General features: G+C 60.1%; 14 protein-coding genes and 3 tRNA genes. 13 read left to right on the top strand and 4 right to left on the bottom strand.

Features of this window, described 5'->3' with window-relative positions; genetic code table 11:
* Positions 1-190: 190 nt before the first annotated feature.
* Genes UIA24_RS11575 through UIA24_RS11595 form a run of 5 tightly spaced genes read left to right on the top strand, consistent with a single transcriptional unit; the run spans position 191 to position 3,468 of the window.
* Positions 191-964 carry a DNA-methyltransferase gene (locus UIA24_RS11575; protein WP_330522883.1) on the top strand — a complete coding sequence of 258 codons (774 nt, stop codon included), beginning with the start codon at positions 191-193 and terminating at the stop codon, positions 962-964.
* A gap of 57 nt (positions 965-1,021) precedes the next feature.
* Positions 1,022-1,345 (top strand): hypothetical protein, encoded by a 324-nt coding sequence (locus UIA24_RS11580; protein ID WP_330522884.1) that lies wholly within the window; start codon positions 1,022-1,024, stop codon positions 1,343-1,345.
* A gap of 37 nt (positions 1,346-1,382) precedes the next feature.
* Entirely contained in the window at positions 1,383-2,117 is a 735-nt protein-coding gene (locus UIA24_RS11585) for a metallophosphoesterase (protein ID WP_330522885.1), read from the top strand.
* Positions 2,118-2,152: 35 nt separating this feature from the next.
* Entirely contained in the window at positions 2,153-2,473 is a 321-nt protein-coding gene (locus UIA24_RS11590) for a helix-turn-helix domain-containing protein (RefSeq protein WP_330522886.1), read from the top strand.
* 44 nt (positions 2,474-2,517) lie between these two features.
* Positions 2,518-3,468, top strand: a complete 951-nt coding sequence (locus UIA24_RS11595; RefSeq protein WP_330522887.1) for a tyrosine-type recombinase/integrase — start codon at positions 2,518-2,520, stop codon at positions 3,466-3,468.
* Between the two features lie 9 nt (positions 3,469-3,477).
* Here UIA24_RS11595 and UIA24_RS11600 read toward each other — a convergent pair.
* The 3 genes from UIA24_RS11600 to UIA24_RS11610 form a co-directional block, all read right to left on the bottom strand.
* Positions 3,478-3,562 (bottom strand) — tRNA-Leu (locus UIA24_RS11600).
* A gap of 54 nt (positions 3,563-3,616) precedes the next feature.
* Positions 3,617-3,692, bottom strand: a tRNA-His gene (locus UIA24_RS11605).
* Between the two features lie 41 nt (positions 3,693-3,733).
* A tRNA-Arg gene (locus tag UIA24_RS11610) sits at positions 3,734-3,810 on the bottom strand.
* Positions 3,811-4,095: 285 nt separating this feature from the next.
* Here UIA24_RS11610 and folD point away from each other — a divergent pair.
* From folD to UIA24_RS11650, 8 genes are all read left to right on the top strand, one after another.
* Positions 4,096-4,950, top strand: coding sequence for a bifunctional methylenetetrahydrofolate dehydrogenase/methenyltetrahydrofolate cyclohydrolase FolD (gene folD, locus UIA24_RS11615; RefSeq protein ID WP_065761832.1), 855 nt, complete (start codon positions 4,096-4,098; stop codon positions 4,948-4,950).
* A gap of 225 nt (positions 4,951-5,175) precedes the next feature.
* Positions 5,176-6,093: a citrulline utilization hydrolase CtlX gene (ctlX, locus tag UIA24_RS11620; protein WP_330522888.1), complete on the top strand. Its 918-nt coding sequence runs from the start codon at positions 5,176-5,178 to the stop codon at positions 6,091-6,093.
* 24 nt (positions 6,094-6,117) lie between these two features.
* Positions 6,118-7,164, top strand: a complete 1,047-nt coding sequence (locus tag UIA24_RS11625) for an ornithine cyclodeaminase (protein ID WP_330522889.1) — start codon at positions 6,118-6,120, stop codon at positions 7,162-7,164.
* Between the two features lie 257 nt (positions 7,165-7,421).
* Positions 7,422-8,201 carry an ABC transporter substrate-binding protein gene (locus UIA24_RS11630; RefSeq protein WP_065761829.1) on the top strand — a complete coding sequence of 260 codons (780 nt, stop codon included), beginning with the start codon at positions 7,422-7,424 and terminating at the stop codon, positions 8,199-8,201.
* A gap of 68 nt (positions 8,202-8,269) precedes the next feature.
* Complete coding sequence (locus tag UIA24_RS11635) at positions 8,270-8,995, top strand: ABC transporter permease (RefSeq protein ID WP_065760107.1); 726 nt, start codon at positions 8,270-8,272, stop codon at positions 8,993-8,995.
* The gene (locus tag UIA24_RS11640; RefSeq protein ID WP_330522890.1) at positions 8,992-9,705 is read left to right on the top strand and encodes an ABC transporter permease; all 714 of its coding nucleotides are present in this window, start codon (positions 8,992-8,994) and stop codon (positions 9,703-9,705) included. The genes UIA24_RS11635 and UIA24_RS11640 overlap by 4 nt, the downstream gene beginning before the upstream one ends.
* Positions 9,706-9,708: 3 nt before the next feature.
* Positions 9,709-10,563 carry an ABC transporter ATP-binding protein gene (locus tag UIA24_RS11645; protein ID WP_330522891.1) on the top strand — a complete coding sequence of 285 codons (855 nt, stop codon included), beginning with the start codon at positions 9,709-9,711 and terminating at the stop codon, positions 10,561-10,563.
* Between the two features lie 11 nt (positions 10,564-10,574).
* Positions 10,575-11,069, top strand: a complete 495-nt coding sequence (locus tag UIA24_RS11650) for an Lrp/AsnC family transcriptional regulator (protein WP_065760110.1) — start codon at positions 10,575-10,577, stop codon at positions 11,067-11,069.
* 55 nt (positions 11,070-11,124) lie between these two features.
* On the opposite strand, the gene UIA24_RS11655 is transcribed toward UIA24_RS11650, so the two are convergent.
* Entirely contained in the window at positions 11,125-12,828 is a 1,704-nt protein-coding gene (locus UIA24_RS11655) for a putative bifunctional diguanylate cyclase/phosphodiesterase (protein WP_099775365.1), read from the bottom strand.
* Positions 12,829-12,849: the final 21 nt, after the last annotated feature.

Raw genomic sequence — 12,849 nt, forward strand, 5'->3', positions numbered from 1 at the left:
CTGACCGATAGCGTCGATACCAGCGAGTCGCCTTGGTACATGGGCGAGAAGGGTTTCGTCCTGTGCGATCCAAGGCCCTGGGCATTCACTCCACTCAAGGGGCGTCTTGGGTTCTTTGATGTGCCTGCAGGAGTGTTGCCATGATCGCCCTCGCCTATATGGCCTACCTGATTTGGAAGGGGCCGAGGCCATGACAGAAATCAGCCTTCACCATGGCGACTGCCTGGAGGTAATGAAGTCGATACCCAGTGCCAGCGTTGACCTGGTGCTGGCCGACCTGCCCTACGGCACGACGCAGTGCGCCTGGGATGTGATCATTCCTTTCGCGCCGCTGTGGGAGCAGTACTTGAGGATCGCAAAGCCGGAAGCGGCCATTGTGCTTTGCGCTGCTCAGCCGTTCGCATCGATGGTCGTTGCCAGCAACCCGGCCGACTACCGCTATGAATGGATCTGGGAGAAAGGGAACGCCACCGGCTTCCTAAACGCCAAGAAGCAGCCGCTGCGAGCCCACGAAAGCGCCCAGGTCTTCTACCGACGACAACCGACATACAACCCGCAGATGACCAGCGGACACGAACGCAGGACGGCGAAGCGCAAGACGGTCAACTCGGAGTGCTACGGCAAGGCCCTGTCGCTCACAGAGTACGATTCAACCGACCGGTACCCACGATCAGTGCAGTTCTTCTCAAGCGATAAGCAGTCCGGCAGCTTTCACCCAACCCAAAAGCCCGTCGGGTGGATGCGCTTTCTGATCTCCACCTACACCAACCCGGGCCAGGTGGTTCTCGACAACACCATGGGCAGCGGCACAACTGGCGTTGCCTGCGTCCAGCTCGGTCGTCGCTTTATCGGGATCGAGCAGGACGATGCGCACTTCGGTACCGCGAAACAGCGGATAGCCGAAGCTATCTCCATTCGCGACACCCCCGCACCGCAGATCGACCTGTTCGAAGCCCGCGCCTAACCCCTCCCCCTACAACAACTCAAGCCTGCCGGTAGGCGGGCATGGAGAGCTATTGCCATGACGAAAGAAGAACTGGCCAGTTTGCCGGAGAAGGTGCGGATCGCTGCTGAGGCCGGAAAGGCGGCTGCGACCGCCTGCGAAAACGATGGCGGGAGCGCCAACTGTGACCGCGTTGTGATCCCAGTTCCAGGGCTGCGCGCCAGCCAACTGCCAAGCCTGCCTGGCTACGTGCAGAAGAAGAGTCGCTACCACCAGCAGGGAATACATCTTGATACCCCGTGGCCTGGGATCGGCAACCGGCACAGCGCCGGCGTGCGGGCAATGCACGAGTCGCTAAAGAGCCAGGGCGTCAACTGCTACATCTACTACCAGGTCGACTGACCACTAACCTGCCGCCACCGGCGGCGTGGAGACACCGATGCTCGAAAACATCGAGGTGGTGCGCATCAAGCGCTTCGCCAGGAACACGGCTGGCCGCGATTTCGCGGTCGGCGACATTCACGGGCACTTCACCCGCCTGCAGACCGCCTTGGACGCAGCCGGCTTCGATCCGGCGGTTGACCGGCTGTTCAGCGTGGGCGACCTGGTAGACCGTGGGCCCGAGTGCCGCGACGTGCTCGACTGGCTGGCCAAGCCATGGTTCCACCCGGTGCGCGGCAACCACGACGACTATGTCTGCCGGTTCGACACCTGCGACACAGAGAACTGGGTCTACAACGGCGGCAGCTGGTTCGCTGGCCTGGCTTGGGATGAGCAGCGCGAGTTCGCCGTACAGTTTCGCGAGCTGCCAATTGCCATCGAGGTCGAGACAACCGAAGGCCTGATTGGCATCGTTCATGCCGACTGTCCATTTGAATCATGGGATGAGCTTCGCCGGGAACTGGAGGCGCCGGAAAGCTCCAAGCGGCTGAAGCTGGTGCAGAACAGCTGCATGTGGTCACGGACGCGAATTCAGGATGGCGCAACGAATGGAGTCAATGGGCTGCGCGCCCTTGTGGTCGGGCACACACCGCTGAGGCAGCCAGTAGCGCTTGGGAACGTGTACCACATCGACACGGCGGGCTGGATGGACGGCCACTTCACCCTGCTCGAGCTCGCAACGCTGCAGTGCACCCCACCAATCAATCCAAAGCTCAGTCACGACTGGGAATAACCACCTCTGCCGCCATGTGCGGCGTGGAGACATTCATGTCCCTGATTTCCGTCGAACAGGCGGCCGACATGCTCGGCGTCAGCCGTGCCACGGCCTACCGGATGGCAAATGAAAGACGCATCCCCACCGTCCGCTGGATGAAGCGCGGAGTCAGGGTGCATGCCGAAAAACTGCAACAGATGATCGACGAAGCCGCCACTGCTAGTATTTGCGCCGCGGGCGGCATCTCGGAGGAAACCGAATGCCCTACAAAAGAGACGATTCGCCCTATTGGTGGATCTTTGTCACCCAATCAGATGGAAAAAGAGTTAGACGCTCTTCTGGCACTGCCGATTTCGCGGCGGCAAAAGCACTAGAGCAGCAGGCCCGGGCGGATGCCTGGAAGGAAAAAGAATGGGGCGTGAACCCGCCCCGCTCTTTCAATGAGGTGATGCTTCCGTATCTGCGTAACGCCAGCCAGCACCAGCGCAGCTACGAAACCACAACCAACAGGGTAAAAGCATTGCGCCCCCATTTTACAGGGGTTGTGATGAATGACCTAGCCGGAAAGGATATCCGGGCGTACATGGACAAACGCAGTGCTGAAGGGGTATCGGCGGCGACAATCAACCGGGAGTTGGCCGCGCTGTCGGCGGCGATCAACTGGTGTAACGTCGAGTATGAGTGGGGCCTGCCGAACCCGGTCAAAGGCCGCAAGATGAAGGAGCCAGAGGGCCGGGTGCGCTGGCTGACAAGGGCCGAGGTCGAAAGCCTTTGCCGAGCCGCCAGGTCACAGAAGTTCGGCGTGATCCTTGAGAGCTTCGTGCGACTGGCCGTGAACACCGGTTGTCGGAAAGAGGAAATGCTTGGGCTTGAGTGGCGGCGCGTGGACTTCGCCAACGGCCTGATCTACCTGGAAGGTGTTCACACCAAGGCAGGCAAGCGGCGCAGCATCCCGCTGAATGAAGGGGCACTCGACGCGCTGAAGCAGATGATGGCGTATCGAGCGCAGCATTGCCCTGCTACACCATGGGTATTTGCTAGGGGTAATGGTGAGCGGGTTGTGTGCTTAAGGAAGGGATTCAACGAGGCATGCAAGAAAGCTGGGATTGATGACTTCACGATTCACGATCTGCGCCACACGTGTGCAGCTCATTTGATCAGTGCCGGCGTTGCGCTGGCGGAAGTCAGGGATCTATTGGGCCACTCGACCGTCATGATGACGGAGCGATATGCGCACTTGGCGCCGGCCAGGGTAATGGATGCGGTCCGCGTTTTGGACCAGGGCCGTGAACCGTCGAGTTCACGTTTAGTTCACGCTGATAATCCAGCGGCTCAAGGGGGAGCACTGCTTAAGCTCGTAACCCCTTGATTTTAAAGATGGTGCGGACGAAGAGACTCGAACTCTTACAGCTTGCGCCGCTGGAACCTAAATCCAGTGTGTCTACCAATTTCACCACGTCCGCGTAAAGCGTTTAAAGCAAAGGCGCCGGACTATTCATCGGGCGCCTTTTAGAATATGGGGTGGACGATGGGGATCGAACCCACGACAACAGGAGTCACAATCCTGTGCTCTACCAACTGAGCTACGCCCACCATATTACGTTACTGCTTCACTTGTGCCAAAGCTGCCTTAATGGCGCACCCGGCAGGACTCGAACCTGCGACCATCCGCTTAGAAGGCGGATGCTCTATCCAGCTGAGCTACGGGCGCATATTTAATCTGCTTTCGTTTAAGATTACAAACTAACTTTTCAGTCCCGCCAAACGAGCTTAAAATCTGCTCATTCTGCCTGACCTTGCTAACCAGTGCTAGGCTCTGCCCGACAAGTGCGACGAATGTTATAGACGAGTGGCAGGGTCGTCAACTCTTTTTTGAAAAAAATTCATTTTATTTAAGGGCTTAGAGCATTTGCCAGACCAAGCGCCTTTGCCCTAGGGCTGTGTCATGCGAGAATGCGCGCTCATTTTATTCCCTCTCGATGGTTAATCACGCGTCATGACTGCACAACTTATCGACGGCAAGGCGATCGCCGCCAACCTGCGCCAGCAGATCGCCCAACGTGTCGCGGAGCGCCGCCAGCAAGGCCTGCGCACTCCTGGCCTGGCAGTGATCCTGGTCGGCAACGACCCCGCCTCTCAAGTCTATGTTTCGCACAAGCGCAAGGATTGCGAAGAGGTCGGCTTTATCTCCCAGGCCTTTGACCTGCCCAGCGATACCACGCAGCAAGCCCTGACCGATCTGATCGATCGCCTTAATAACGACGCGAACATCGATGGCATCCTGTTGCAGTTGCCGCTTCCGGCACACCTGGATGCATCGCTGCTGCTTGAGCGCATCCGCCCGGACAAAGACGTCGATGGTTTCCATCCTTATAACGTCGGTCGCCTGGCTCAGCGCATTCCTCTGCTGCGCCCTTGCACGCCGAAAGGCATCATGACCCTGCTGCAGAGCACCGGTCAGGACCTGTACGGCATGAATGCCGTGGTGGTGGGGGCTTCGAACATCGTTGGCCGCCCAATGGCCATGGAGTTGCTGCTGGCAGGCTGCACCGTGACCGTCACCCACCGCTTCACCAAGGACCTGGCAGGCCACGTCGGCCGTGCCGACCTGGTAGTGGTTGCCGCCGGCAAGCCAGGCCTGGTCAAGGGTGAGTGGATCAAGGAAGGCGCGATCGTCATCGACGTCGGCATCAACCGCCAGGAAGATGGCAAGCTGGTCGGCGATGTGGTTTATGAAACCGCCCTGCCACGCGCAGGCTGGATCACGCCGGTTCCAGGCGGTGTAGGCCCGATGACCCGTGCCTGCCTGCTGGAGAACACCTTGTATGCGGCAGAAACGCTGCACAAATAAGGCATCAGGCAACTGAAAGAACGGCACCTGCGAAGGTGCCGTTTTTGTTGGCGCCCGAAAAACCTGATCGCCCTTCCAACCCGCTCGCCACCACCATCACAGCCGATTCCGCTGCATCACGACCGCATTCAGCTTTCCCGGCTGAGCGCCACACCGGCTTCAGCCGGGATTTACACGGCATCCCACGGACAATAGGCACATAGCCAACCCTGGATGCGTGCCTCGATGCAAACCACCAATACCGTCTTGATGATCCGCCCGGCGCGGTTCGCCTTCAACCCGGACACGGCCTTCAACAACCGCTTTCAGCAACCCTTTCTCGCCCCCGAACAGGCACAGCAGAAAGCGCTGGAAGAGTTCGATGGCTACGTCGACACCCTGCGCCAGCACGGCGTAGACGTACTGGTCGTGCAGGACACCCCTGCCCCTCACACCCCGGACTCGATCTTCCCCAACAACTGGTGGAGCAGCCACGCGGACGGCAGCCTGGTGCTGTATCCGATGGAAGGCCAGAACCGCCGCCTGGAGCGCAACAAAGGTGTACTGCGCGTTCTGGAAGAGCGCTTTGCGATTAACACCACCATCGACCTGAGCCCGCTGGAGCAGCACAGCATGTTCCTCGAAGGCACCGGCAGCATGGTGCTGGACCGCGAGCACCGGATCAGCTACGCCTGCCACTCCGGGCGCACCCACAGCGAAGCGCTGCGCCAGTTCGCCGAGCAACTTGATTACCGCCTCTGCGTGTTCCATGCCGTCGACCGGCACCACGCGCCGATCTACCACAGCAACGTGATGATGAGCGTTGGCACTGAGCTCTCGGTGGTGTGCCTGCAAGCCCTGCCCGATGCAAGCGAACGGCAGGCACTGGAGCGCTCCCTGCGCGACACCGGCAAAGACATCCTGGCACTGGACTTCGACCAGCTTGAAGGCTTCGCCGGCAACATGCTCGAAGTCCACGACAAGCAGGGCCAGCCGCTGCTGGTGATGTCGCGTAGCGCCTGGGCTTCGCTGAAGCCCGACCAACGCGAACAGGTCGAACAGCACAGCCGCCCGGTGGTGGTGAACATCGACAACATCGAACGCATTGGCGGTGGCAGCGCCCGCTGCATGCTCGCCGAAGTCCACCTGCCCGTGCGCAACTAAACTGATTATAAGAAGGAGAACAGCATGACCCGTTATCTGGATGTCACCGACCTGAGCCACCTGGTCACTCGTAAAGGTTTGAGCACCTGCCTGCGCGAGATGGCCGAGTACATCCGCCAGGACTACCTGCGCTGGCACGACTTTGAAAAGTGCGCGCGCCTGGCCAACCATTCGCCCGATGGTGTCATCGAATTGATGCCGGTATCCGATGCGAACCTGTATGCCTTCAAGTACGTCAATGGCCACCCCAAGAACACCCAGCGCGGCATGCTCACCGTCATGGCGTTTGGCGCGCTTGGCGATGTCGATACGGGCGCCCCGGTACTGCTGAGCGAGATGACCCTGACGACCGCCCTGCGAACCGCCGCAACCTCGGCCCTGGCCGCACGCTACCTGGCGCGCCCGGGCAGCCGCAGCATGGCGCTGATCGGCAACGGCTCGCAGAGTGAATTTCAAGCCTTGGCATTCCATGCCCTGCTGGGCATCGAAGAGATCCGTCTGTACGACCTCGATCCGCAGGCGACCGCCAAGCTGATCGCCAACCTCAGCACCTTCCCGGCACTGAAACTGATTCAGGCCAGCTCTGTGGCCGACGCCGTTCGCGGCGCCGATATCATCACCACAGTCACCGCCGACAAGGCCTACGCCACCATCCTCACCCCGGAGATGATCGAGCCAGGCATGCACCTCAACGCTGTCGGTGGCGACTGCCCAGGCAAGACTGAGCTGCACCGCAACATCGTCGAAAACGCCCGAGTGATTGTTGAGTACGAGCCACAAAGCCGTATCGAAGGCGAGATCCAGCAGATGCCGGCCGACTCACCGACCACCGAGTTCTGGCAAGTCGTGAACGGCCAGGCAGCAGGCCGCGAAAATGACACCCAGGTGACCCTGTTCGACTCCGTCGGATTTGCCCTAGAGGACTATTCGGCCCTGCGCTATGTACTGGACGAGGCCACGGCACTCGGGATAGGCCGCCAGATCGAGCTGGTGCCCGAACTCAGCAACCCGAAAGACCTCTTCGCCCTGCTGCGCAACCCTGCCGAAACCCTGGCAAAAAAACGCGCCTGAATCCGCCAAACCTGCTGCGCCCAGGCGCGGCAGGTCGGAAACGGCTGTGCAAAAGCCAAAACAGGCAACACCACAGCCGAATCGGCTGCACGGCAACCGTTAACAGCAAATTACGGTCGCCACGGCCGGCTGAAACGACACAAAAAAAAACCGCTCATCGCGCATTCTGAGGCCAGACCGAAGAGTCACTTCAAGACCAAGACAGCCTCACGATTTTTTACTGCCCTAAATCAATTACAAAACCAAGGGATACCCTCATGACTTCGTTTAGAAAGCCCCTTAGCGTGTTGCTCCTTGCGCTGTGCGCAAGCGCGGTTCAGGCTCAAGAATGGAAAGAAATCCGTTTTGGTGTCTACCCTGAGTACCCGCCATTTGAATCGGTAGCGGCCGACGGCAGCCTGCAAGGCTTCGACATTGAGCTGGGCAATGCCATTTGCGCCAAACTGCAGGTCAAGTGCACCTGGGTCAACAATGAGTTCGATGGCATGATTCCAGCACTGCGTGCACGCAAGTTCGACGCGATCATGTCCTCCATGGCCGTGACCCCGGCACGGCAGAAGCAGATCGACTTCACTGACCGCCTGTTCCTCAGCCCGACATCCGTGATCACCCGCAAAGGTGCTGATTTCGGCGACACACCGGAATCGCTCAAGGGCAAGCAGGTCGGCGTGCTGCAAGGCTCTCTGCAAGAGGCCTACGCCCGCGCCAAGCTGGCGCCGCTGGGCGCACAGGTCAAGGCCTACCAGGCCCAGGACCAGAACTATGCCGACCTGATGAACGGCCGACTCGACGCCACCCTGACCGACAAGCTGGAAGCCCAACTGAACTTCCTGGCCAAACCCGAAGGTGCCGACTTCAAGACCGGCCCAGCCATCAAGGACCCCACCTTGCCGCTGGACATCGCCATGGGCTTGCGCAAGAACGATAGCGAACTGAAGGCCTTGCTGAACAAAGGCATCGCTGAGGTCCTTGCCGATGGGACCTTCGCCGAAATCCAGAAAAAGTACGTCGGCGACCTGGATATCTACAACGAGTAAATCTGTCTGCGGCCAGCCATCCTGCTGGCCGCAGCGGTCTCCACTCCAGCTTCTGACGAGACTCTCCCGTGAATGACCTCCTCCACTCAATCGGCCTGCAGGCCCTGAGCCTGCAGGGCTTTGGCCCGCTGTTGGCGCAAGGGACCTGGATGACCCTGAAACTGGCGTTGCTGTCGCTGGCATTAAGCCTGAGCCTGGGCCTGATCGGCGCCTGCGCCAAGTGCTCACCGCTACGCCTGCTGCGCGCTCCGGCCACGCTTTACACCACGCTGATACGCAGCGTGCCGGACCTGGTACTGATCCTGCTGATCTTCTACACCCTGCAATTGTGGCTCAACGATTTCACCGAAATGCTGGGCTGGAACTACGTCGAGATCGACCCGTTCATGGCCGGGGTGATCACCCTGGGTTTCATCTACGGTGCCTACTTCACCGAGAACTTTCGCGGTGCCATTCTCAGCGTACCGGCAGGCCAGCTCGAGGCTGCTACCGCCTACGGCCTGAGCCGCGCCCAGCGTTTTCGCCTGGTGCTGTTCCCACAGCTGATGCGCTTCGCCCTGCCAGGGCTGGGCAACAACTGGCTGGTACTGCTCAAGTCCACGGCGCTGGTCTCGATCATCGGCCTGGCCGACCTGGTCAAAGCCGCACAGAACGCCGGCAAGACCACCAATAACACCCTGTACTTCCTGATCCTCGCCGCACTGGTCTACCTGGTGATCACAACCCTTTCAAACCGGCTATTTAAACGCCTGGAACGGCGCTACAACACGGGCATCAAGGGGCTGGCATCATGATCGAACTGCTTGAGCAATATGGCCTGGCCTACCTCTACAGTGATGGCGCCGGTTTTTCCGGGCTGGCGGTGACCCTGTGGTTGTTTATCGTGACGACCGTCCTGGGTTTCCTGCTGTCGCTGCCCTTGGCCCTGGCCAGGGTTTCACGCCAGCGCTGGCTGCGCTGGCCAGTGGAGTTCTACACCTACGTCTTTCGCGGCACACCACTCTACATACAACTGCTGATCTGCTACACCGGCCTGTACGGGCTGGAGGTCGTTCGCGACAACGCCTTGCTCGACGCGTTCTTCCGCAACGCGCTGAACTGCACCCTGCTGGCCTTCGTCCTCAATACCTGCGCCTACACCGTGGAGATCTTCGCCGGGGCGATTCGCAATATCCCCCACGGCGAAATTGAAGCGGCCCAGGCCTATGGCCTGTATGGCTGGCGCCTGAACCTGTTCGTGATTCTGCCAGCCGCCCTGCGCCGTGCGCTGCCGGCCTACAGCAACGAACTGATCCTGATGCTGCACGCCACCTCCCTGGCCTTCACCGCAACCATCGCCGACATCCTCAAGGTCGCGCGTGACGCCAATGCCGCGACCTTCCTGACCTTCCAGGCCTTTGGTGTCGCGGCCCTGCTGTACATGCTGCTGTCCTTCGCGCTGGTCGGGCTGTTCCGCCTGGCCGAACGCCGCTGGATGCGTTTTCTTGTTCCTGTCCGAGGCTAAACCATGACCCTTTCTGCACACGCCTTGTCTTCCCATCGCGAGCCACTGCTTGAGCCACTTACGACAGCACGTCAGGCCAACGTCGCCCAGACAGCGGCGGTCAAACTGACCGTCGAAGACCTGCACAAACACTACGGCGATCATCAGGTACTCAAAGGCGTCTCGCTGCAAGCGCGCAAAGGCGATGTCATCAGCCTGATTGGTGCCAGCGGCTCGGGCAAAAGTACAATGCTGCGCTGCATCAACTTCCTTGAACAACCCGACGCGGGCGCGATTACCCTCGATGGCCAAACCATCGAGATGCGCCAGGGTCGCGCGGGCGTGCGCGCACCGCACCCTGCCCAATTGCAGAACCTGCGTACGCGTCTGGCCATGGTGTTCCAGCACTTCAACCTGTGGAGCCACATGACTGTGCTGGAGAACATTTGCCTGGCCCCTCGCCGTGTGCTTGGTGTCAGCGCACAGGACGCCGAAGCCCGCGCTCGCGCCTACCTGGACAAGGTCGGGCTGCCATCGCGCGCAGCCGATCAGTACCCGGCGTTCCTCTCCGGCGGGCAACAACAGCGGGTTGCCATCGCCCGCGCACTGGCCATGGAGCCGGAAATCATCCTCTTCGATGAACCCACCTCGGCGCTCGACCCAGAGCTGGTGGGCGAGGTACTCAAAGTCATACAGACGCTGGCCGAGGAAGGTCGTACCATGCTCATGGTCACCCACGAAATGGGCTTTGCCCGGAAGGTGTCCAGCCAGGTGTTGTTCCTGCATCAGGGCCGGGTCGAGGAACAAGGCAGCGCCGCGATACTCGACCACCCGCAGAGCGAGCGCCTGCAGCAATTTCTATCCAACCGTTTGAAGTGAAGCAGACCCGCATGGAAAACAAGGCCAACAGCCCCCACTGCGCGCCCCCTCTGGACCGGATCGATGAAGCCATCATTGATGTACTGCGCCATAACGGGCGGATCACCTATGAGAAGCTTTCATCACTGGTGCATCTGACGCCCCGCCCGTGCCTTGAGCGGGTGCGCAAGCTGGAAAGGCGCGGCGTGATTCGAGGCTACGGCGCGATCATCGACGTGCAGATGGTTTCGCCGGGGCTGTCGCTGCTGGTGCTGGTTGCCCTCTCCAACCAGAGCGGGCGCGCAGCGCAACGCGCGTTTGAGGCCTGCGTTCGGGCTTGCCCACAGGTTTTTGAATGCCAGCTGATCAGCGGCCACTTCGATTACAGCCTGCGCATGCGCTGCCGGGACATGGAGCACTACCGGGTGCTGACCGAGACCTGGATGAACAACGACGAACTGCACATCGACAAATTGGTCGCGCACCCAGAGCTGGCCGTGGTGAAAAACACCGCAACCCAACTCTAGGCACCTGCGATGCAGGCGATGCCATCGGCGCCTGCATCGTCAACACCGCTGACGCCTATACCGTCAGCGGTGCCAATGCAGCCCACTCCGCGGGCTGCACATAACCCTCGACCCACAGCGTCACATCGGCGGCGGGCATTGGCCGGGCAATGCAGTAGCCTTGCGCCATGTCGCAGCCCAAGTCCATCAGCAACTGGCCATGTTCAACCGTTTCCAGGCCTTCGGCGATCACCTGACGGCCGAACGCCCGCGCCAGGCTAATCACCGCGCGGGTCAAGGCCAGGTCATCCTGGTCGTGGAGGATGTCACGAACAAACGACTTATCGATCTTGATCGTCTGGGTTGGCAGCCGCTTGAGGTAACTCAGCGATGAGTAACCTGTGCCGAAATCATCCAGGGAGAACTGCACACCCAGCTCCTGACAGGCATCCAGGCATTGGCTGACCCGCTGAATGTTCTCGATGGCCACCGATTCGACGATTTCCAGATCCAACATGCTTGGCGCCACCGCTGCGTGGCGGGCCAGCAGTCGTTTCAACCGCTCGACAAAGTCCGAACGCTGGAAATGCCGGGCCGCAATGTTCACGCTCACCGACCAGCAGAAACCCTGCAGTTGCCATTGGTGCATTTGCGCCATGGCCTGATCGATCACCCATTCACCGATATCGACGATCAGGTCAGTCTGCTCTACCAACGGTAAAAACTCCGCCGGCGGCACCAGCCCCTTGACCGGATGCTGCCAGCGCAACAACGCCTCAAAGCCAATCACCGCACCGGTGCGCATATTGACCTTGGGCTGGTAGTACAAGCACAACTCACCCTTGGCCAACGCCTGGCGCAAGCGCTCAACGGTCTGGTGGGTGGCCTTGACCTCCTTGTCCAGCGAGACGTCAAACACATGGTAGCGGTTACGCCCACTTTGTTTGGCCACATACATGGCCTGGTCGGCATGGCGCAGCAAGGTGTCGGCATCGTCATTGTCGAGCGGAAACAGCGTCACCCCGATGCTCGCGCTGACTCTCAAGTCCTGACCGTTGATGGCGTAAGGCGATGCGACGGCGGCGAGTACACGCTGCAGGGCAATGTGCAGACGATAGTGGTCGTGAACGTCACGCAGAATCAGCACGAACTCATCACCTGACAACCGCGCCACGGCGTCACCGCCGCGCAGGATGCCCTTGAGACGGGCGGCCACCTCGACCAGCAACAAATCGCCACTGGCATGACCATAGCCATCGTTGACTGCCTTGAAGCCATCCAGATCAAGCATGCACACTGCCAGCTGCGTGCCCTCTTGCCGGGAAAAATCCAGTGCCTGGGTCAACAGGTCAGACAGGTAGGCTCGGTTGGGCAAACCGGTGAGCACATCGTGGCTGACCCGCCATTGCAGGGTGCGCAGCAACTGGCGCTTCTCGCTGACATCGAAACGAATCGAGACATACTTGCGTACCTTCCCGCTCAACGGGTCCATCAATGGCACCATGGTACTGTCGACCCAGTACAACGAGCCATCCTTGGCGCGGTTGCAGATCTCGCCTTTCCAGACCTTGCCCATCACCAGGGACCGCCACATCTCCTGGAAAAACTCCGGATCATGCAGGCCCGAATTGAGGATGCGGTGATTGGCCCCAAGCAGCTCTTCGCGGCTGTAACCGGAAATGCTGCAAAACTGTTGGTTTACGTAGGTAATCCGACCCGTCAAATCGGTTTCGGAAAAAATCGCGGCCGCATCGACGGCCGCGCGGTAGTTATCGTCCATGACGTCCTCTGCACTCTGCCG

The sequence above is a fragment of the Pseudomonas sp. AL 58 genome (assembly GCF_036348395.1).
Classification (GTDB): domain Bacteria; phylum Pseudomonadota; class Gammaproteobacteria; order Pseudomonadales; family Pseudomonadaceae; genus Aquipseudomonas; species Aquipseudomonas defluvii.